Here is a 20,611-nt window from a genome sequence, read left to right on the forward strand (position 1 = left end):
AAGATATATGTATTTTAATAAGTAATTTTCAATGTTGCACGTACCGAACGTCCCGGCATAGGGAAGCTCTTTATGATTTCGTAATTCTTGTTCAGCAGGTTGAGCACCTCGATGCTGAGTGATGTATTTATATTGCGTATTTTTAAATTGCGGCTGGCCGAAAGACTGTGGTCACTATAGCCATCCAGACGGTTCTGGCTTATGTTTTCTCCTTGTGTGTAGCGTTTGCCCGAGAAGAGGAAAGCGTAGGACAGGTTGATCCAGGGTGTTTCGATGCCTGCCTGCCCCGAACCGGATACACGCGGAGTATAGGCGATCTGGTGTTTATAAGTTTTTTTATAAGTATTGTCTGTTGCACTGGTGACATCCAGTGCACGTTGGTAAGTATAGTTTCCGGAAAGGTTGATTTGTAATTTCTCCATTGGATGCAAGGATATGCTTCCGGTGACATCCAAACCTTTTATATCTACTTTTCCCAGATTGGTCATGGTCCATACAAAAATGTTCTTGTTGGGAATAGCGACTATTTTATCCGTCACTTTATTGTAATAGGCATCTATCGTGGCCGATACATAGGGCAGAAATGTACAGACAGATTTACTGTACGTAATGCCTATATTATACTGCCGGGTGCTTTCCGGACGCAAATCTCTCGTTCCTACCCGGCTGTAATACAGATCGTTGAAATTGGGTAACCGGAAAATGTCTTTATAGAAGAAGCGGATACGGAACTCTTCACTCCTGAACGGTTTGAAAGAAGCGCTGACGTAAGGGGTCAGTCTGCGGTGATTATCCGCTTTGGTGCCTTGCTGCACCTTTTCATTGGTGACCGTGGCCAATGCCGAAGCGGAGAACGTAAGCCATTCGTTCACGTACTTTCCGGCGAGTGCGGTCAGCCATGAATATCGTGTAGGATAAGCAAAATCGGTTAAGTTGGCATTCAGCGTATTGATGCTACCGTCTGTGGAAAGAGAAAAAGACAGATTATCCAATACCCGGTAGAGTGCCGAAGCCGACAGATAGTATTCTTGTTGGTAATAACTGTTATCTTCTTTACCGGCTGAACTGGCATAATCAGGGTTCAGGTAACGCTGATAACTCCAATTCCATTTGGCCGATGCCTGGAATGCCCATTTCCGGTTGAATTCTTTTTTATATTGGCTTTGTACGAACGTGTTTTTATCCCACAAGTGTTGGTTGGCAAAGTCGTAATAGAAGGTAGTGGCATTGGGCAACCCGCGAGACGATTGGTAGTAGTATGCTTTCAGCCTCCATTGTTCGTTGTCGGAGAGGTTACCGAACAGGCCGGCTTCGGCACGCAGGCTTTCCACTTGCGTGTTTTTTCTTTTCTCGCGTGAGGTTAAATCATCCTTATCGCCATAATAGAGGGTATAAGGGTAGTGGCCGTCTGCCGACATCCATTCGGCATTGGCAGATAGTGCCCATTTCCGGGCTAATTTCTGCTCTATCAGTACGGACGGATTCACCAATCCCCAAGAACCGGTTTTGAACGAACCGATGATATGGGTGTTTTTATTATTCTTGAATTGCGGGGTCAGTGTCTGGATATTCAGTAGACCTGCGGAAGCGAAAAAGCGTGCCGGTTGGAATATGTTATCACTCTGCCCGTTGTTGAGGGAAAGGCGGTCTACATTATCCAAGGAGAAGCGTCCGATGTCGATTTGTCCTGTCTGGCAGTCGGTTATGGCAATGCCGTCATATCCTATGGCGGTATGTTGTGCTCCCAAGCTGCGGATGGATACGGTTTTCAATCCGCCAATGCCTCCATAGTCTTTTACAGTTACTCCTGCAAAGTGTTTTACAGCATCGGAAACCTGTAATACATGCAAGTTGTTTAATTCTTCTTTGGAAAATATCTGGGTGGGTGCCGTTGCGCGTACTTCCCGTGTCTGATATCGGTCGGAAACCACTACTTCGGGAATAGAATAAACATGTGTCGTATCTACCTTCTGCTGTTGGGCGGAAAGTAATGCAACAGGGCAAAGGCAGTAAACTACTGCACTGAAAAATTTGTATTCAAAGATCCGGTTCAATCTGTTCATCTAATCAGTTTTGATTAAAATGTCCGGGCGAAATCACTTCGACCGGACACATCAATAAACTTGGCAGAGTTTATTTGTAAATTATACTTTCTCTGAATCAGAGTGATGAATGAAATGATGGATAGAATTTATCCGGTTCATTAGACTCAACGCTTTTTCCACGAAAGCAATGAAAAGATTGCATGGCAGGTCTTCTGACTTGTTCCTGTGGCGGACGCCTTCCCGGGATTTCCCAGTGGCTAAAGGTAGTTGTCCGTAACGTTTTTATGGAACTTACAGCAGCGGGACTGTTCAGGATTTGCACCTGATTCCCTTTTTAATCACATCTTCCGAAGGAAGACTATGAACCAATGCGTGGCAAAGATAGAAAGAATATTCAGAATGGCAAAGGAATGGTACGGACTTATTATTGTGCCGATACATCATTTATCTATCTATAATCTATTTGGCTATAATATACTTTGCCGGACTGTATGGAGTATACTTTATTTCATCAGATATTGGGTTATTGCTTGCACGGTGGCATCTTTCAATAGCACTTTCTTATTTGCATCCAGCAGATAAAGGGTGGGTACTGCTTTCAGGTCATATAGATTTTGGGTTTTGATGGTAAGTGATTTGTCATATCCGTTGATCCACTCTTGGGGAAACTCATCACGGTGTCGTCTCCATTCGTCCAGTTCTTCGTCCGGATAGAGGGCAATTACTACCAGCTGTTTCTTTTGGATCAACTCATTGATAATAGGAGAGTCTTTTAGTGCTTCTATGTTTTCCGTACAGGCATGGCAGCCCGGGTTATTGATAAACAATACGGTGTATTGGGATTTTATTTTATAGAGTGTGCTTTGCGCACCCGATTCTAATGTATAGGTAAAATCGATCGCTTTTGTATCGACCCGGTTTTTGTATGCCATCTCTATGCGTGCTTGAGGACGGATTTTTTCTGTTTCTGTCAGAACAGATGAAGAGATCATTGCTTCCAGCACCGGAATATAAAATTCTTCATTTCTTAAAGGGGAATTCGGGTCATAAAGGTATTTGTCGGCCAGTCCGGTGATATAATCGAAAACTTTTTTCTCGGTTTCTGTTCGGGCGATTGTTTTCTTTATCGCCTCCTGCGCCGTACTCAAAGGAACGTGATTCAGTAAATCGCAGTAATCGGCCCAGGCCTGTTCCGTAATATCAGGATGATGGATATAGTTTGTATCGGCAAAGTTTACATTGTCCCAATAATGCTTCACCAGAAAATCCGCCCGTAGTTCGGGAGTGTTCAGCATGGCCGGTATAGCCGGTAAATAAAAGGCAGTGAGGGTATCTTGTGGTATATAGGATACTTGACTTGAAGATTTTCCGTTTTTACAGGAAAAGAGACAGAATACGAGAGCTATCGGAAGATGTTTTATATAATTCATTTTTCTTGTTTTAATCGTTCTACAAAATTATGCGATTATTCCGTCGAAACAACAAGAATCCGTTTTATTTTTCCTTTTTATTGTGACGATAGCTTAAATCTCTTCTTAATTTATATTGCTCCATATAATGGTGTAAATATTTGTGCTGTAAAGTAAGATTTGAAAATACAGTGATACGATTTGTTTTGAAATGAAAATGTATAACAACTTGCTTTGCTTGTAATGCTTTGTTTATCAGAGTGCTATATAATATTGTTTTTGCCCGTAGAGAAACAAGTCTTTTCTCTACGAGTTTCATCTCGTTTCTCTACGGGAAACGGGTCGTTTTTCGTAGAGAAACGAACAAGATGGTTAGGTAATATGACAAGAGGTGCTTTATTGAATCTTGGCTGTCATTGTTAGGTGTAAATTTAATTCTGGAAGAAGAACTTCCTTGTTGCCGGATGCTTTTTATCTTTCCTTTGCTAACGTGAATACGAATTCCAGTCCTCCGCCTTGATTGTTTTTGGCAGAGATGCTACCGCCATGTATGATTACCGCATTTTTCACAATGGCCAGCCCTAACCCGGTACCGCCCAATTTACGTGAACGGCCTTTATCTACCCGGTAGAATCGTTCGAACAGGCGGTTCAAATGTTCCGGAGATACTCCTATGCCGGTATCGGCAAAACTAAAATAATAGAAATTCTCGTCTTCGCGGAAACAGTTGATATTGATTTGGATATTGGTACCGGCATAGGCAATGGCATTATCCATCAAGTTTCGGAAAATGGAATACAATAGCGAATAGTTACCCCGTATCTGAATATCTTTTTTCAGAGAGTTGACCACTGTGATCTGCTTTTCTTCGAGTTCCAGAGAAACTTCATTGACGATATTGGTGACCAGTACGCTGATATCCACCTTTTCCATATCTATCATGTTGGCTGCTTCGTCCATGCGGGTCAGCACCGAGATGTCGCGTAACAGGCGGCTCAGACGATTGCTTTGTGCATAGCAGCGTTCCAAGAATACGTTTATTTTATCATGTGGGATGTGATCGTTGTTGACGATGGTTTCCAGATATCCCTGAATACTGCTTACGGGAGTTTTCAATTCGTGTGCGATATTTTGGGTTAGCTGGCGTTTCAAGCGTATCTGTTCTTCCTCCATCGTCACGTCATTGATACTTATTTCGAAGCTCATATCCTGAAAGATGATACATTCTACAATAAATGTTTTCCCGTTTTTATTGATAGTGATAGACATTCGTTTTTCTTCTTTACCGGAAGGCCGTTTAGGGGCTTTGTTGATAAAGTCGGTGATCTCTTTCAATTCATTGATTGTAAACACTTCTTCGGCTGTCTCTAAGTTGGAGTCAGAGATGAGATTGCTATATTGTGTAAAGAGGTTATTGACAAGAATTTCTTTTTTATCTTTGTTGAACACACCAAGTCCTTCGTGAGAAATTTGCAGGTGGGTGATCAGTTTTTCCCGTTCGATGTAAAGGGCTTCTTTGGTTTCGTGCAGTCGTTTGTATATCTGGATGATGTGCTGTGATATTTCTCCCAATTCGTTATGAGGAAAAGCGGATTGCATGGCCATTTCGATCGGCTCATTCCGGTCGGCACGCATGGCGAATTCTCTCAACTGGCTAATGGAGGTACCTAATTTATTGGTGAATTTGTAGAAGATGACGACCAATAACAGGGTCACAATAGCAGTGAACCAGAGGTAATGCGAATCGGCTTTCAGATTGTTAATCAGGCTGACATTGTAAGGCAATGCCGAGCGTATGATATAATCATTGTAAAGAGTAGCCGAATAAAAATAAGGTACTCCTGTTGTTTCCGAAGTACGGCGAACATCAAATCCGCTACCGGTTGCCAATGCTTTTTCTACCTCCGGGCGAGTGATATGGTTTTCTAAAAGGGAGTTGTTTGTTTTATAGCTGTCATACAATACATTTCCCTGGAGATCGATAACTGTCACGCGTAAATCTTGCAATGCGTGGTTATTGATATACTCATTCATTTCATTCCGGATGCCCGAAAGCGTATCTATCTTTTCATTCAAACGTGCGTTATAGTCTTGCAATTGGGAATGAAGAAGCTCTACTTTGTACTCTTTTTCCCGTTGGTACTGATAAGCAATGAAGCAAGCGGCAAAAACCAGAAACAATGATATGACCGAAAGAAAGAGCTTCCGGCTGAATGAAAGAAAATGCTTTTGATTGACAGGTAGGTTCATGGTGGAATGATGAAAAAATGAAAGAATGAAGGAATGAAAAATAGGAGGGCTATGTGGTGTGTCTCTTTATCACGCATTTATGGCGCAGCCAATTGGCACATTGGCACATTGCCCGATTGGCACATTATTTTATTATTTCATTCTGTTTCAAAGCAATATCCGTATCCCAGGCGGGTGACGATCCGCTTGCCATATATGCCGATCTTTTTACGCAGACGGGTGATGTTGACATCGATCGTACGGTCGAGTACGTATACTTCATCGCTCCATACGCGGGCAAGGATGTCCTCGCGCGAAAATACCCGTCCTTTGTTCTGTAATAGCAGGAATAGGATTTCGAATTCTTTTTTGGTCAGTGCCACTTCTTCTCCGTCTATGCTGACTTTCTTTTTTGTAATGTCGATTACCAACGTCTGGTAAGTGATCTGTTCCGGTGCTTTTTCGGTTTCGGGGGTAACGGTACGCCGCAGAACCGCTTTTACGCGTGCTATCACTTCACGCAGGGAGAAAGGCTTCGAGATATAGTCGTCCGCACCGAGGTTAAAGCCGGTCACCGTATCATTTTCCGTATCTTTGGCGGTGATGAAGATGATAGGTACATGAGCCGTCTTTTTATCTTTTTTCAGTATATTAGCCATTTTGAATCCGGAGATTTCTCCCATCATCACATCCAGCAATAGCAAATGATAACTGCTGATATCCATTTTCAGAGCTTCTTCGGCGGAATTGGCAGTATCTACTTCATAACCTTCATTTTCAAGATTGAATTTCAGGATTTCACAAAGGTCTTCTTCGTCGTCGACAACTAAAATGCGGTAATCGTTCATTGTATTCTCTGTTTATATGACATTACAAATATAATCTTTTATTTTATTTCGCAGCAAAGGTGAGCGATTTTTGTTACGACGGGGTGAAACACGTGTTACAATTACGTTACAATTTGTAGCTTTTCAATAAAAAGGGATTATTAAAGTAATGGCGATGAGGTATTTGAGATGTCGGTACTTCCGGCAGACAGTTCGAACACCACCATTTCGCTTTCTGTTCCTATCCGGAAGGGAGGTCCCCATAGTGATAATCCACTGGATACATATATGTGCGTGTCTCCCCATTGGCGGTAACCGTGGCTCTGTTCATAGATATAATCCGTAACCAGACTCATAGGCCACACCTGTCCGTGGTGGGTATGCCCGCTGAATTGCAGGTCGATGCCGGCAGCTTCTGCGTCTGTCAGGTTATAGGGTTGGTGATCCAGCAGGATGATGGGACGGCTTTTATCGATATTCTCCATCAATTCCTGTAAGGAACGGCGGGAGGGGTTATGCCGGTCGTCACGTCCTATCAATTGTATGCCATTGGGCAAAGTTACCACCGAATCTATCAGGAGTTGTATCGGAGTACTTTTTATGAACCGGGCACTTTCGTCGATGCCACTGATGTATTCGTGATTACCGGGAACCATGTAGATACCCATCGGTGCTTTTAATTCCGATAATTCTTCGCTCATTTTTTCGGTGTAGAGGGGAACGACACTGTTGTCGATCAGATCGCCGCCGATCAGTATAAGGTCCGGCTTCTGTTCATTAATCATATCGACGTACTTTTTCAAGGCGCTTTTTCCCGTTCCGTATCCTAAATGAATATCGCTTACAGCTACGATTTTTATCGGTTGCGAGTTGTTTTCATACGGTTTGTTGATTGTTATATCGACTGCATTCGTTTTCGGATGGCGGTAATTGTAGTATCCGCATCCCAATAGGATGAATGTTAACAGCAATGACACGGGAAATCCGTATCTGAAAGGCGTATAGAATCGTTTCAGTATGTCGGTCAACAACAGGAATATCACCATGTATAGGGTGAATATCAACCAGCCTGTACCTATTTCGTACATCGTATGCGAAATGAAAGAGGGCATTTCTACATTGCGGCTCAGCAAACTGCCGAATAGTGACAAGGCACCGCACCAGAACAGAATGCCTGCTGCTACTTTTATTCCCGAATGGCAGGTAGGCAGTGCCCGTAATCCTTTGATAAATATGTAAATGTTTCCTGCGAGGTATACGCTGATAAGAATAATGAAGAATGTCGGCATAAGTCAATGTATTTGGAGTCTGTTTTTAGAAATGGACAAAGATAAGCCATATTCATGAATAAAAAGAGCGAATATTACTGATATGAACCTAAAAAAATGAAATAAGGGTAGGGCAGGCATCCGATGAGAAATACAACCTTTTCTTAAATGTTGTATTTCATTCAATCTATCGATTTTATTTTTTTACCTTTGTATGTGCTACAAAAAAAGTAGAGGGAAAAATGATAAAGATAGATTTGAAACAGCGAAAGCGGGAAGTGCTGGGAGTGATTGCCATATTATTTGTTATTGTGACAGGAATGTCCATCTATAAATATGCCTCTTTCAGTTCCGGTTTTGAAATAACGGATGATTTGGGAGGAAACATATTTCCTTCTGCTATCCTGTCTGTGGCTACTACCGATGCCCAGGTCATCGAACCGTCCGATTCTTTTTATATCGGTAATCCGAAATCGTGCATCGCCATCAGGGTGAAATCCCGTTCGGCATATAGCCGGGTACGTATTGAAGTGGCGGAGACTCCTTTCTTTTCACGTTCCGTATCCGAGTTTATTCTTGAGAAACCGCATAGAGAATATATGATTTATCCCGATATTATCTGGAACTACGAAGCGTTGAAGAATAACGTGCAGGCAGAACCGGTCAGTGTAGCGGTAACGGTAGAGATGAATGGGGATGATCTGGGGCAGAGGGTACGTACCTTTTCGGTGCGAAGTATCAATGAATGTCTGTTAGGATACGTCACTAACGGTACGAAATTCCATGATACCGGCATATTCTTTGCCGCCTATGTCAATGAAGAGAATCCGATGATCGATAAATTGCTGCGTGAAGCATTGAATACCCGGATTGTGAATCGTTTCTTAGGATATCAGAATGCAAAGGCGGATGCGGTGGATAAACAGGTGTATGCCCTTTGGAACGTGTTGCAGAAGCGTAAGTTCCGTTACAGTTCGGTGTCCAATACCAGCTTATCCAGTAATGTGGTTTTCTCACAGCGGGTACGTACGTTCGATGATGCTTTGGAATCGTCGCAGATAAACTGTGTGGATGGCAGCGTACTGTTCGCTTCTCTGCTTCGTGCCATCAATATCGATCCGATTCTGGTGCGTACGCCGGGGCATATGTTTGTGGGATATTATACGGACAGTTCCCATCAGGATATGAATTTCCTGGAAACGACGATGATCGGTGATGTCGATCTGGACGACTTTTTTCCGGATGAGCAATTGGACTCTACCATGGTGGGAAAATCTCAGAACCAGATGTCTCTGCTTACTTTTGAGAAGTCGAAACAGTATGCCAACAAGAAATATAAGGAGAATGAAGAAGGTATTCATTCCGGTAGGTTGAACTACATGTTTCTGGAAATATCAAAAGAGGTACGGAGGAAAATCCAGCCGATAGGGAAGTAAGATCTTCCTCCGTGTGGGGTAACTATTCGGCAGGGAGTATTTCAAAACGGGCCGTCATCTGGTATCTGAGCTTGATCGTTCTGAAATTTTCCGGATTACTGTCATAACTTGGTATTGCCACGTTGCTCATAGCCGACTGTGGTTGGAAATAGCTGAAACTCCGTTCTTCCGGCTCCACGATACGAAGAACGTTCCCGAGTTTCTGTCCCATTGCCGCCACCAGATAATCCGCCTTTTGGCGTGCTGCTTTTAAGGCTTCTATTTTTCCTTGTTTGCGGTATTCCTGCAAATCTTTATTTTTTAGTTCGCCGATGTTCATCGATTGAATCCCTTTGGTATTTACTGTCTGTATGATCCGGTTGATCTGGTCGGGATTTTGTAACTTTATATCAAAGGTTTTGGATATGAGAAAATCTTTTCCACGTTCGCGCCAGTAATCACCTACTTCTTTGGTCTGAATATCCGACGGAGCGATACCCGCTTGCTTTAAGGCGCTCATCAGGTTATGTTCAATCTCATTGACGGGTACTTTGGTCTGGTAATCTTCCGGCTTGCTTTTTTTTTCGAATTCTTCCTGCCAGTATTCCTTTATGGTAATCATAAAATGAATTTCGTCCGGGATGATTTCCGTTTCGGAACTGCCGGTCACTTCGATGTAGCGGGAGTTGTTGTCTTCTTGTGCGGAGATTGCCAGGATGCCACTTAGCCATAGAGTGACAAGTACTACGAATGTTTTCATATTCTTGCGGTTTTAGTTATTGCATTTGCTCCAAAGATAAAGGTTCTTTGAAGGAAAAACAAATGAGACAACATTTATTGTTTCCTGTTTTTTGCATATCCGCTTCGGGAGTGTTATTTTTGTCGAAATATCTGTTGAGTAGAAGAAAAAAACAAAATAAGATGATACAAGGTAAGAAATTTATTTCTCCGGGAGCGTGGTTCACCATGGTTTATCCTTCAGATTGGAATGAGTTTGAAGACGGTGAAGGTTCCTTTCTGTTTTACAACCCCGATACCTGGACAGGGAATTTCCGGATTTCGGCTTTCAAGGCGGATGCTGCTACACGCGGCGCTATGGATTATGGCAAAGAAGCTGTGAAGCAGGAGCTAAAAGAGAATCCTTCGGCTTCATTGGTGAAAATCGGAAAATTAGCATGTGCTTACAGTAAAGAAATGTTTCAGGAAGAGGGGGCTTATTACACCACTCACCTTTGGATTACCGGCATTGGGAATGTGGCGTTCGAATGTTCGTTTACCGTGCCTAAAGGCGGAAGCGTGAAAGAAGCGGAACAAGTGATCGGTACGTTGGATATACGCAAAGACGGACAGAAGTACCCGGCGGAAGTAATTCCCGTGCGTTTGTCCGAAATCTACGTGATTAATGAGGGGTATGAATGGGCCGTGAATACCGTAAAGAAGGAGTTGAAAAAAGATTTCCAAGGTTTGGAAGAAGATTTACCGAAACTCCAGCAGGTGATTGATAGCGGCGTGATAGGAAAAAAGAAGAAGGAAGAATGGCTGGCTATCGGCATCACTGTCTGTACCATATTGGTCAATGAAGCGGAGGGATTCGAATGGATGACTTTAATCGATGGTAACCGGGAAGTGCCCGTACTGCAATATAAAGATGGAAAACTCATCGATCCTCTGAAACTGTTTTGGAGTAAAGTGAAAAATGACGAGACGTGTGATGTGGAGGAAGTGTTTAAATCGGCGGTATAGAATTAGTAGTTAAGTAGTCAAGTAGTTAAGTAGTTAAGTAGCTGTGCAGCGTGTAGGGGGCTATGGATTTTAATGCGATCTTTCACTCCTATATTTTTAATTGCTATTTATTACTTAAACTATCTACTACTTACTACTTATCTACTTGACTACTAAATCACTTACCTGCTAAACCTCTTACCTACCCACCAGCTCCTTTTAACCATTTACTACTAAATTACTGATTTTATGGTTCCTTATTTACAAGTAGATAATCTTACTAAATCCTTTGGAGATTTAGTTTTGTTTGAAAATATATCTTTCGGTATTGCCGAAGGGCAGCGTATCGGACTGATCGCTAAAAACGGGACGGGAAAGACGACCCTTCTGAATATACTTTCCGGGAAGGAGGGATATGATAACGGGAATATTGTTTTCCGTCGGGATCTCCGTGTAGACTATTTGGAGCAAGATCCGAAATATCCCGAAGAACTGACTGTGCTGGAAGCCTGCTTCCATCATGGCAACAGTGTGGTAGAACTGATCAAGGAATACGAGCATTGCATGGAAACGGAGGGACATCCGGGACTGGAAGATTTGCTGGTACGCATGGATCATGAGAAAGCATGGGAATATGAGCAGAAGGCTAAACAGATTCTGTCGCAATTGAAAATCCGTAATTTCGACCAGCAGGTGAAACATCTTTCCGGAGGACAGCTAAAGCGCGTGGCTTTAGCGAATGCCTTGATTACCGAGCCCGATCTGCTGATTCTGGATGAGCCTACCAATCACCTTGATCTGGATATGACGGAGTGGCTGGAAGATTACTTACGGCGCACAAACCTAAGCTTGTTGATGGTGACGCACGACCGCTATTTCCTGGATCGTGTCTGCTCCGAGATTATAGAGATCGATAACCGGCAGTTGTATCAGTATAAAGGAAATTACAGCTATTATCTGGAAAAACGGCAGGAACGGATCGAAGCAAAAAGTGTGGAGATAGAGCGTGCTAATAACCTTTATCGTACGGAACTCGACTGGATGCGTCGCATGCCACAGGCACGCGCACATAAGGCGAAGTACCGGCAGGATGCTTTTTACGAAATAGAGAAAGTGGCCAAGCAGCGTTTCAATAATGACAATGTAAAACTGGATGTAAAGGCATCCTACATTGGCAGCAAGATATTCGAAGCGGATCATCTTTATAAGGGTTTTGGTGATCTGAAGATATTGGATGATTTCTCTTACATTTTTGCCCGTTATGAAAAGATGGGTATTGTCGGCAATAACGGGACAGGGAAATCTACTTTTATCAAGATACTGATGGGAGAGGTACAGCCCGATAGCGGTACGGTGGATATAGGCGAAACGGTTCGTTTCGGTTATTACTCTCAGGACGGGTTGCAGTTTGACGAACAGATGAAGGTGATCGACGTGGTGCAGGACATCGCGGAGGTTATCGAATTAGGTAACGGCAAGAAATTGACTGCTTCACAATTTTTGCAACATTTCTTGTTTACTCCCGAAACCCAACACAGCTATGTCTATAAACTGAGCGGGGGAGAGCGCCGGCGGTTGTATCTGTGCACCGTACTGATGCGTAATCCGAATTTTCTGGTACTGGATGAACCGACGAACGACCTCGATATCATTACACTGAATGTTCTTGAAGAGTATCTTCAGAATTTTAAAGGATGTGTGATTGTAGTGTCTCACGACCGCTATTTCATGGATAAGGTGGTAGATCACCTGTTAGTATTCAACGGTCAGGGGGATATTCGTGATTTCCCCGGAAATTACAGCGATTATCGTGATTGGAAAGAAGCCAAGTCCCAGAAGGAGAAAGAGGTCGAGAAATCTCAGGAAGAGAAGACTGCACGTGTGCGCCTGAATGAAAAACGTAAAATGAGTTTCAAGGAGAAACGTGAATTCGAACAGTTGGAAAAGGAGATAGCGGAGCTGGAAACAGAGAAAGCGCTTATTGAAGCGCAGCTTTGCAGTGGTACGCTTTCTGTAGACGAGCTTACGGAAAAGTCGAAACGCCTGCCCGAAGTGAACGATCTGATTGATGAGAAAACCATGCGTTGGTTGGAATTAAGCGAAATAGAATCATGAACCTGACGAACTATCATAGCCATTGCCTTTATTGTGACGGACGTGCCGATATGGACTCTTTCATCCGCTTTGCCATAAGTGAAGGATTTACATCGTATGGTGTTTCATCACATGCGCCGTTGCCTTTTCCCACTGCATGGACGATGGAATGGGACAGTATGGAGGACTATTTAGAGGAGTTTCGCCGGGTAAGGGAGAAGTATGCCGGCAAGATCGAATTTTATGTCGGCCTGGAAATCGATTATCTGAATGAAGAGAGCAATCCGTCGGTTTCCCGTTTCCGGGAATTGCCGTTGGATTATCGCATCGGTTCCGTGCATCTGTTGTATAATGACAAAGGAGAAGTGGTGGATGTCGATGTGGCTCCCGAAGTATTCCGTAAGATAGTAGACGGGCATTTCGGCGGCGATCTCGATCGGGTGATCCGTCTTTATTACGACCGTCAGCTTCGCATGATCGAGTTGGGTGGTTTTGATATTTTAGGGCATGCGGACAAGATGCATTATAATTCGGCTTGCTATCGTCCCGGTCTGTTGGACGAACCGTGGTATGAGAAACTGATGCAGGATTATTTCGCCCGGATCGCAAAAAAAGGGTATATGGTTGAAATCAATTCCAAGGCTTATCATCTTTACGGCACATTTTTTCCGAACGAACGTTACTTTCCGTTGTTGAAAGAATTGGGTATCCGTGTGATGGTGAATAGTGATGCCCATTATCCCGAAAAAATCAATGCCGGACGTCCGGAAGCGCTGGCGGCTTTAAAACGTGCAGGATTCAGTACGGTGATGGAGATGCATCAGGGAAAGTGGGTGGAATGTGATTTGGCAAAGTGAAAGAGAAAAAGGCCAATCATTTCCGGTGGAAAGATTGAAAGTAAACAGGAAATGCCTATCTTTATAGAGAATAAAAATATATGGAAAAAAGAATTTATCCTATTGGCATACAGAATTTTGAGAAGCTGCGCAAAGACGGTTATGTCTATGTGGACAAGACCGCATGGGTACATCGGCTGGTGACCACCGGCAGTTACTATTTTCTGAGTCGTCCGCGCCGCTTCGGTAAAAGTCTGCTGATTTCCACCCTTGAAGCCTATTTTTTAGGAAAGCGTGAACTGTTTAAAGGGTTGGCGATAGAACAGCTGGAGGAGAATTGGACGGTGCGTCCGGTCTTTCATCTCGACTTGAATATCGGCAAATATGACATACCCGGAAGTCTGGATGACATGCTGGAAAAGAACGTTGCCAAATGGGAAGAGCTTTATGGCGCCAACAAATCGGAACGTACGATTGCCTTGCGTTTTGCCGGTGTTATAGAGCGTGCTGTGGAAAAGACGGGACATCGTGTCGCTATTCTGGTGGACGAATATGACAAGCCTATGTTGCAGGCCATCGGTAATCCTGAATTGCAAAAGGAGTTCTGTAATACCTTGAAGCCTTTCTATGGTGTGTTGAAAAGTATGGACGGCTACATCAAGTTAGGATTTCTGACAGGAGTCACGAAGTTTGGAAAAGTGAGTGTGTTCAGTGACTTGAACAACTTGAAGGATATCTCCATGCGTCGTGATTATAACGATATTTGCGGTATCACGGATGAAGAACTGCATCAGTATTTTGACAAAGACCTGCATCTTCTTGCCGAAGCGCAGAATATGGATTATGATAGCGTGTGCCTTGAAATGAAGAAACGTTATGACGGCTATCATTTTAATTTCAACACTCCCGGTATCTACAATCCTTTCAGTCTGCTCAATACGTTCGACTCTATGGCATTCGGCAATTACTGGTTTGCTACAGGTACTCCCTCTTACTTGGTTTACCTGCTGAAAAAGCATAATTACCGGTTGGAAGAAATTCAGGGAGTGGAGGTTACGGCAGATGTGCTGGACAGTATCGATTCGGAAGGTACTCATCCCATTCCTGTTATCTATCAGAGCGGATATCTGACTATAAAGGATTACGACAGCCGTTTTAGACTTTATACGTTGGATTATCCTAATCAGGAAGTAGAGGAAGGCTTTTTGAATTATCTGATGCCTTTCTATACAGACAAGAGTGAATCTGAAGCACCGTTTGAAATCCGCAAGTTTGTATCTGAGGTGGAACATGCGAAAGTGGACGGTTTTTTCCGTCGTCTGCAGAGCTTCTTTGCGGATGCTCCCTACGAGGTGATTGTCGGTCAGGAGCCGCAACGTAATGTGGAGTTGTTTTTTCAGAACGTGCTTTTTATCGTGTTCAAGATGATGGGCTTTTATGTTCGGGTGGAATACCATACGAACCGGGGGCGTGTGGACTTGGTGCTGACAACCGATCATTATATCTACCTTATGGAATTCAAACAGGACGCTACGGCTGCAGAGGCTTTGGCGCAAATCAATGAGAAACGTTACGGGCAATCTTTTCAAAATGATCCTCGACGGCTGTTCAAGATAGGTGTGAGTTTTAGTAGTAAGGCCAGAAATATAGAGGAGTGGGTAATGGAAGAATAAATTCAGTTTCTTCCGTCATTTCAAAAAGAGAGATCATCCAAGATAAAAGAAGAGACCATTCATAATACTTGTATATTGGCAAGTATATGAACGGTCTCTTTTTTGGGGTCAGTAGGGATGAGAAGATTTTTGGGGAAGCGTCTGATTCTTTCCTCTCTATTCCGTTCTTTTACAGGAGTTAGCTTGCAGGAACTCATTGAGTACCGTCTCATAATTTCCGTGTATCAGGATGTGATGATTTCCTAACGGGTTCTTTAAGAAATAATCGGCAGGTGTATCCAGTTTGACGCGTACCTGTGTGCGGCACATATTGATATAGTTCGTATTTTCGGTGAGTGTGCCTGTGGAAAGATAATATTCGTCCAGGCATTCTCCACCACATTTTAGGATGGTGACGTCTCCTGTAGGCAAAATTCCTTGAATACCGATCCCTGTTTCCGTTTCAAAATGATTACGGATCACATACTTTTCCGTCTGTTTTAATCCAACGGTACAGTGAGCCAGAATAATCTCATTGGTTCGGGCATTGATCATGGAAGGATTAGCCATAAATCCGGCCTTTCCGGTCAATGCTTTGGCTGCTAACAACGTGAATATGGATTGCAGGTCACCCTCACATCCGGCAAGTATACCTTCATCGTTCAGCATAGCCAATGCCAGACAGCCGGTAGTGCCGATCTGCTCTATTATCTTGAAACAACTTAAAGTGACTGCACTCAGCTTTTCTTCTTTGCATATTCTTTTCACGGCCCGGTAGAGACGCATTGCTTTTAGCATGTCTTCCGGAGTCCCCTCCCGGCAAGCCAGTGCCTGCGAAGCGACGGCAGCGCAGGAAGCACCCACCTCATTGTCATTGATGCGTTCGTAAATTTTGTACACCCGTTCGAGGGGGATATTGATGTATTCCACTCCCCAGCGACGCTTGGCCAGCAAATAATCTACATTGCTGGCTACGAGCCATGAAGAGGGTGTTCCGATAACGCCTATGCGCATTCCGTACAAAGAACGTTGTGCCTGGAAGTTATTATATAAAATCTGTATACGTTTTATGATGGATGGGAGTTCTCCGTGGAGAATTTCGCTTTTCATACCCCGGTTACGGAGCCAGGAAGATATTTCAAGCGCTGCTGCGAGTGAGTTTTGCATGCCGTCTGCCAGAAGGATGGCAGGGCGGGGGAGAGATTCAAAATGTTGTATAACCAGTCTTTCTACTCCGCCGGTGGCTATGAAGATGATTTTGAAATCATCATTGCTCAGCTTGTCGATATCCTCATAATTAACAAACCGGACCGTGAAATATTTCTCTAATTCATTCAATATCACTTCGTGCGAATTGAGTGCAGAAGCCTGTTTGTGTAGTAGTGACGCAAACGTAATGAGGTTTATGGTCATTATGGTATTGTTTTGGGTTTTGTATATGACAAATGTATAGCTTTCTTTTCATAATACCATAACGTTTTTACCCTTGATAAGGTTTTTAAAGTTTTTATGTCTCTGTGTCCGATTTATTGTGTACATTTGCCCTCTCTAATTAAAAATAGTAAATCGATAAATAAGTAAATAACATTATGCCAACAATATCCATTCGCGGAAACGAGATGCCTGCATCTCCTATCAGAAAGCTGGCTCCTTTGGCTGATGCAGCAAAGCAAAGAGGGGTACATGTGTTTCACCTGAACATCGGACAGCCGGATCTGCCCACACCTCAGGTCGCGATTGATGCCATACGTAATATTGACCGTAAAGTATTGGAGTATAGCCCGAGTGCGGGATATCGCAGCTACCGGGAGAAATTGGTAGGATATTATGCAAAGTTCAATATCAACCTGACGGCTGATGATATAATTATCACTTCCGGAGGTTCGGAAGCGGTGCTTTTTTCATTCCTTTCCTGTCTGAATCCGGGTGATGAAATTATTGTACCCGAACCGGCATATGCCAATTACATGGCTTTTGCCATCTCTGCCGGAGCAAAAATACGTACCATTGCCACTACCATCGAAGAGGGCTTTTCCTTGCCTAAGGTAGAGAAGTTCGAAGAACTGATCAACGAGCGTACCAAAGCGATCTTGATTTGTAATCCGAACAATCCTACCGGGTATTTGTATACTCGCAGAGAGATGAATCAGATACGTGATCTGGTGAAGAAATACGATCTTTTCCTCTTCTCCGATGAAGTTTACCGTGAATTTATCTATACCGGTTCTCCTTACATTTCTGCCTGTCATCTCGAAGGCATTGAAAACAATGTGGTGCTCATCGACTCGGTATCGAAACGCTATTCTGAATGTGGTATCCGTATCGGTGCCTTGATCACGAAAAATAAGGAGATACGTGATGCTGTGATGAAATTCTGCCAGGCCCGTCTGAGTCCTCCCTTGATCGGTCAGATTGCTGCTGAGGCTTCATTGGATGCCAATGAAGATTATCTGCGTGATACCTATGATGAATATGTGGAACGTCGTAAATGCCTGATTGACGGTCTGAACCGTATTCCGGGTGTATATTCTCCTATTCCGATGGGAGCGTTTTATACTGTAGCCAAGTTGCCAGTAGACGATTCGGATAAATTCTGTGCCTGGTGTCTTTCCGATTTCGAATACGAAGGCCAGACAGTTTTTATGGCCCCTGCTTCCGGTTTTTATACTACTCCCGGAGCCGGACGGAATGAAGTCCGTATCGCCTATGTCTTAAAGAAAGAAGACTTGAACCGCGCGCTCTTTGTGCTTAAAAAGGCGTTGGAGGCATATCCGGGGAAGACGGAATAAATAGAAGTGAATTGGTGATACCCCGTCAGTCACTCGAATTGCTAATCAATTATCACTAACCCGCTAATCACTATTTTCTATGTCTTTTCCCCTCTTCATAGCTCGTCGCCTTTATCGTGATACCGATGGTGGGAAACAGGTATCGCGGCCGGCTGTTCTCATCGCTATGGTGGGGATTGCTATTGGTTTGGCAGTGATGATCATTACGGTGGCCGTAGTGATTGGATTTAAGAGGGAGGTGCGTAATAAGGTGACCGGTTTCGGGTCTCATATCCAGATTACTAATTTCGATGCTGTCCGGTCATACGAAACTCATCCTGTGGTGGTGGGTGACAGTATGTTGGCTGCTTTGGCGGCTAATCCGGACATAAAGCATGTGCAGCGTTACTCCACAAAGCCGGGGATGATTAAGACGGACGATGCTTTCCAAGGAATGGTTCTGAAAGGAGTAGGGCCGGAGTTTGATGCCACGTTTTTTCGTGACAATCTGTTGGAAGGTGAGATTCCGGCTTTCAGCGATTCGGCTGCCACCGGACAGGTGGTCATATCAAAAGCACTTGTCGATAAGTTGAAGCTAAAATTGGGGGATAAGATATTTACTTATTATATCCAGGACAATGTGCGGGTTCGTCCGTTGACCGTTACCGGGATTTATCAGACTAACTTTTCGGAATATGATAACCTGTTCCTGCTGACGGATTTATATACCGTAAACCGGTTGAATAATTGGAAACCCGATCAAGTGAGCGGTGCGGAGTTGCAAGTGAAGGATTATGACCGTTTGCCAGACATCACCTATGAGGTGGCCGAAAGCACGGATAACCGGGCGGATAAATATGGCGGTGTATATTTTGTGCAGAATATAGAGGAGTCCAATCCTCAGATATTCGAGTGGCTTGGCTTGCTCGATCTGAATGTGTGGGTGATTTTGATTCTGATGATCGGGGTAGCAGGCTTTACCATGATTTCCGGTTTGCTGATTATTATTATCGAACGTACCAACATGATCGGTATCCTGAAAGCTTTGGGAGCGAATAACCTTACGATCCGTAAAGTGTTTCTTTGGTTTTCGGTATTCCTGATAGGCAAGGGGATGATTTGGGGAAATGCTATCGGATTGGTATTCTGTCTCATACAGTCACAGTTTCATCTTTTCAAATTGGATCCCGAAAGTTATTATGTCGATTCGGTACCTGTCTCTTTTAATGTTTGGCTTTTTCTGCTCATCAATGCCGGTACCTTGCTTGCTTCTGTACTAATGTTGTTGGGGCCTTCTTATCTGATTACCAAGATAAATCCGGCCAGCTCCATGCGATACGAATAACAGGAGGGCCGGATCTGTTCTGACGGGATATTATGATTGTTAATATTCCAGTTCTACTTTGACCGGGAAATGATCCGACGGTGTACGTGCTTCATAACTTTCAATGGAGATCTCTTCCGGGCAGTCCTTGACATTTGCTTTTTCCGTACCTGTGGCTTTAGTGCTTCTGTAAGTATCTGTCAATACCCCGTATTTTTTTACTTTAAATAACGGCGATACGAATACATGGTCGATGCGGCTTTCTGTAAAGTTGTTCGGATCGAAGCTGTTGAAAGTTCCGTTGGTTGCATAGCGGAAATCTGCGGATTCATAAGAGTCTTTCAACACTCCATTGCTTACTAATGCTTTATAGGAACTGTGTGTCTGGTCTACATTGAAATCTCCTGTGAGGATAGCCGGCAGATTGGCTCCGAGTTCTTTCATCTTCTCCTGTACGAGGAAGGCACTTTCCACCCGCGCTTTTTTTCCGATGTGATCCATATGCAGATTGAAGAAAAGGAACTCGAATCCGGTATCTTTGCATTTGAAGTGTCCCCAGCTACAAATACGGGGCAATACCGCGTCCCATCCGATACTTGCCGTATCGGGTGTTTCCGAAAGCCAGAAATCTCCTTTTTTAATAAGATCGAATTTATCCGTACGATAGAATATAGCCGAATGTTCTCCTGCTTCTTTGCCGTCATTACGCCCTACGCCGATATATTCATATCCCGGTAAAGCGGCTTTCATGTCTTCCAGTTGCCGGATATATCCTTCTTGAGTACCGAAAATGTCGAAACCGTGGTATTGTATCAGTTTGGCCATCACGGGATAACGTTTTCCCCAGCCATTGCCTGCGGCAGAATCTTCTGCATTGGCATAACGAAGGTTGTAAGATGCTGTCGTAAACGAACCGTTTTCGGCTGTTTTTTGATTCTGGCAGCTCAATAGTCCTATTAATAGGACAGTCATAATTAAAATTTTGTTTTTCATAAAATATCTGATAAGAGTTTTTTAGAATT

General features: G+C 43.5%; 16 protein-coding genes and 1 riboswitch. Of the genes, 7 read left to right on the forward strand and 9 right to left on the reverse strand.

Annotated features, from left to right (window positions below; all coding sequences use genetic code 11):
* Positions 1-14: 14 nt before the first annotated feature.
* The 6 genes from HMPREF1532_RS13535 to HMPREF1532_RS13560 all read right to left on the reverse strand — a co-directional run bounded on the left by HMPREF1532_RS13535 (position 15) and on the right by HMPREF1532_RS13560 (position 7,799).
* Positions 15-2,063 (reverse strand): TonB-dependent receptor plug domain-containing protein, encoded by a 2,049-nt coding sequence (locus HMPREF1532_RS13535; protein ID WP_005930511.1) that lies wholly within the window; start codon positions 2,061-2,063, stop codon positions 15-17.
* A gap of 167 nt (positions 2,064-2,230) precedes the next feature.
* A riboswitch (cobalamin riboswitch) is annotated at positions 2,231-2,430 on the reverse strand.
* Between the two features lie 118 nt (positions 2,431-2,548).
* On the reverse strand, positions 2,549-3,475 hold the full coding sequence (locus tag HMPREF1532_RS13540; RefSeq protein WP_005930514.1) for a DUF5106 domain-containing protein: 927 nt from the start codon (positions 3,473-3,475) through the stop codon (positions 2,549-2,551).
* A gap of 64 nt (positions 3,476-3,539) precedes the next feature.
* The gene (locus HMPREF1532_RS13545; protein ID WP_025819085.1) at positions 3,540-3,773 is read right to left on the reverse strand and encodes a hypothetical protein; all 234 of its coding nucleotides are present in this window, start codon (positions 3,771-3,773) and stop codon (positions 3,540-3,542) included.
* Between the two features lie 152 nt (positions 3,774-3,925).
* Positions 3,926-5,704, reverse strand: coding sequence for a sensor histidine kinase (locus HMPREF1532_RS13550; protein ID WP_005930517.1), 1,779 nt, complete (start codon positions 5,702-5,704; stop codon positions 3,926-3,928).
* A 137-nt stretch (positions 5,705-5,841) separates the two neighbouring features.
* A complete protein-coding gene (locus HMPREF1532_RS13555; RefSeq protein WP_005930519.1) occupies positions 5,842-6,531 on the reverse strand; it encodes a response regulator transcription factor in 690 nt (229 codons plus the stop codon).
* A gap of 140 nt (positions 6,532-6,671) precedes the next feature.
* Positions 6,672-7,799, reverse strand: coding sequence for a metallophosphoesterase (locus tag HMPREF1532_RS13560; protein WP_005930521.1), 1,128 nt, complete (start codon positions 7,797-7,799; stop codon positions 6,672-6,674).
* A gap of 221 nt (positions 7,800-8,020) precedes the next feature.
* Here HMPREF1532_RS13560 and HMPREF1532_RS13565 point away from each other — a divergent pair, with 221 nt between their 5' ends.
* Complete coding sequence (locus HMPREF1532_RS13565) at positions 8,021-9,214, forward strand: hypothetical protein (RefSeq protein WP_005930524.1); 1,194 nt, start codon at positions 8,021-8,023, stop codon at positions 9,212-9,214.
* A gap of 22 nt (positions 9,215-9,236) precedes the next feature.
* Here the strand turns inward: HMPREF1532_RS13565 and HMPREF1532_RS13570 are convergent, their stop codons facing one another.
* The gene (locus HMPREF1532_RS13570) at positions 9,237-9,953 is read right to left on the reverse strand and encodes an SIMPL domain-containing protein (RefSeq protein WP_005930526.1); all 717 of its coding nucleotides are present in this window, start codon (positions 9,951-9,953) and stop codon (positions 9,237-9,239) included.
* 161 nt (positions 9,954-10,114) lie between these two features.
* Between HMPREF1532_RS13570 and HMPREF1532_RS13575 the strand changes: the two genes are divergently transcribed.
* From HMPREF1532_RS13575 to HMPREF1532_RS13590, 4 genes are all read left to right on the forward strand, one after another.
* Positions 10,115-10,936, forward strand: a complete 822-nt coding sequence (locus tag HMPREF1532_RS13575) for a DUF3805 domain-containing protein (RefSeq protein WP_005930529.1) — start codon at positions 10,115-10,117, stop codon at positions 10,934-10,936.
* 228 nt (positions 10,937-11,164) lie between these two features.
* Positions 11,165-13,030, forward strand: a complete 1,866-nt coding sequence (locus HMPREF1532_RS13580) for an ABC-F family ATP-binding cassette domain-containing protein (protein WP_005930532.1) — start codon at positions 11,165-11,167, stop codon at positions 13,028-13,030.
* Positions 13,027-13,866, forward strand: a complete 840-nt coding sequence (locus tag HMPREF1532_RS13585; protein ID WP_005930535.1) for a histidinol-phosphatase — start codon at positions 13,027-13,029, stop codon at positions 13,864-13,866. Before HMPREF1532_RS13580 ends, HMPREF1532_RS13585 begins: the two co-directional genes overlap by 4 nt.
* Before the next feature lie 80 nt (positions 13,867-13,946).
* Positions 13,947-15,518 carry an ATP-binding protein gene (locus HMPREF1532_RS13590; RefSeq protein ID WP_005930537.1) on the forward strand — a complete coding sequence of 524 codons (1,572 nt, stop codon included), beginning with the start codon at positions 13,947-13,949 and terminating at the stop codon, positions 15,516-15,518.
* A 156-nt stretch (positions 15,519-15,674) separates the two neighbouring features.
* Here HMPREF1532_RS13590 and HMPREF1532_RS13595 read toward each other — a convergent pair whose 3' ends face one another.
* Positions 15,675-16,910, reverse strand: a complete 1,236-nt coding sequence (locus HMPREF1532_RS13595; protein WP_005930540.1) for a hypothetical protein — start codon at positions 16,908-16,910, stop codon at positions 15,675-15,677.
* Between the two features lie 176 nt (positions 16,911-17,086).
* On the opposite strand from HMPREF1532_RS13595, the gene HMPREF1532_RS13600 reads away from it, so the two are divergent.
* Positions 17,087-18,286 (forward strand): pyridoxal phosphate-dependent aminotransferase, encoded by a 1,200-nt coding sequence (locus HMPREF1532_RS13600; protein WP_005930543.1) that lies wholly within the window; start codon positions 17,087-17,089, stop codon positions 18,284-18,286.
* Between the two features lie 79 nt (positions 18,287-18,365).
* Positions 18,366-19,610, forward strand: a complete 1,245-nt coding sequence (locus HMPREF1532_RS13605; protein WP_005930546.1) for an ABC transporter permease — start codon at positions 18,366-18,368, stop codon at positions 19,608-19,610.
* A 39-nt stretch (positions 19,611-19,649) separates the two neighbouring features.
* On the opposite strand, the gene HMPREF1532_RS13610 is transcribed toward HMPREF1532_RS13605, so the two are convergent.
* The gene (locus HMPREF1532_RS13610) at positions 19,650-20,582 is read right to left on the reverse strand and encodes an endonuclease/exonuclease/phosphatase family protein (protein ID WP_025819087.1); all 933 of its coding nucleotides are present in this window, start codon (positions 20,580-20,582) and stop codon (positions 19,650-19,652) included.
* Positions 20,583-20,611 lie beyond the last annotated feature (29 nt).

Origin of the sequence: Bacteroides salyersiae WAL 10018 = DSM 18765 = JCM 12988, assembly GCF_000381365.1 — a bacterium.
GTDB lineage: Bacteria > Bacteroidota > Bacteroidia > Bacteroidales > Bacteroidaceae > Bacteroides > Bacteroides salyersiae.

Bases quoted from the DNA above. Each gene is read 5' to 3' on its own strand.
- HMPREF1532_RS13535 (WP_005930511.1), bottom strand. From the start codon at position 2,063: ATGAACAGATTGAACCGGATCTTTGAATACAAATTTTTCAGTGCAGTA.
- HMPREF1532_RS13540 (WP_005930514.1), bottom strand. From the start codon at position 3,475: ATGAATTATATAAAACATCTTCCGATAGCTCTCGTATTCTGTCTCTTT.
- HMPREF1532_RS13545 (WP_025819085.1), bottom strand. From the start codon at position 3,773: ATGAAACTCGTAGAGAAAAGACTTGTTTCTCTACGGGCAAAAACAATA.
- HMPREF1532_RS13550 (WP_005930517.1), bottom strand. From the start codon at position 5,704: ATGAACCTACCTGTCAATCAAAAGCATTTTCTTTCATTCAGCCGGAAG.
- HMPREF1532_RS13555 (WP_005930519.1), bottom strand. From the start codon at position 6,531: ATGAACGATTACCGCATTTTAGTTGTCGACGACGAAGAAGACCTTTGT.
- HMPREF1532_RS13560 (WP_005930521.1), bottom strand. From the start codon at position 7,799: ATGCCGACATTCTTCATTATTCTTATCAGCGTATACCTCGCAGGAAAC.
- HMPREF1532_RS13565 (WP_005930524.1), top strand. From the start codon at position 8,021: ATGATAAAGATAGATTTGAAACAGCGAAAGCGGGAAGTGCTGGGAGTG.
- HMPREF1532_RS13570 (WP_005930526.1), bottom strand. From the start codon at position 9,953: ATGAAAACATTCGTAGTACTTGTCACTCTATGGCTAAGTGGCATCCTG.
- HMPREF1532_RS13575 (WP_005930529.1), top strand. From the start codon at position 10,115: ATGATACAAGGTAAGAAATTTATTTCTCCGGGAGCGTGGTTCACCATG.
- HMPREF1532_RS13580 (WP_005930532.1), top strand. From the start codon at position 11,165: ATGGTTCCTTATTTACAAGTAGATAATCTTACTAAATCCTTTGGAGAT.
- HMPREF1532_RS13585 (WP_005930535.1), top strand. From the start codon at position 13,027: ATGAACCTGACGAACTATCATAGCCATTGCCTTTATTGTGACGGACGT.
- HMPREF1532_RS13590 (WP_005930537.1), top strand. From the start codon at position 13,947: ATGGAAAAAAGAATTTATCCTATTGGCATACAGAATTTTGAGAAGCTG.
- HMPREF1532_RS13595 (WP_005930540.1), bottom strand. From the start codon at position 16,910: ATGACCATAAACCTCATTACGTTTGCGTCACTACTACACAAACAGGCT.
- HMPREF1532_RS13600 (WP_005930543.1), top strand. From the start codon at position 17,087: ATGCCAACAATATCCATTCGCGGAAACGAGATGCCTGCATCTCCTATC.
- HMPREF1532_RS13605 (WP_005930546.1), top strand. From the start codon at position 18,366: ATGTCTTTTCCCCTCTTCATAGCTCGTCGCCTTTATCGTGATACCGAT.
- HMPREF1532_RS13610 (WP_025819087.1), bottom strand. From the start codon at position 20,582: ATGAAAAACAAAATTTTAATTATGACTGTCCTATTAATAGGACTATTG.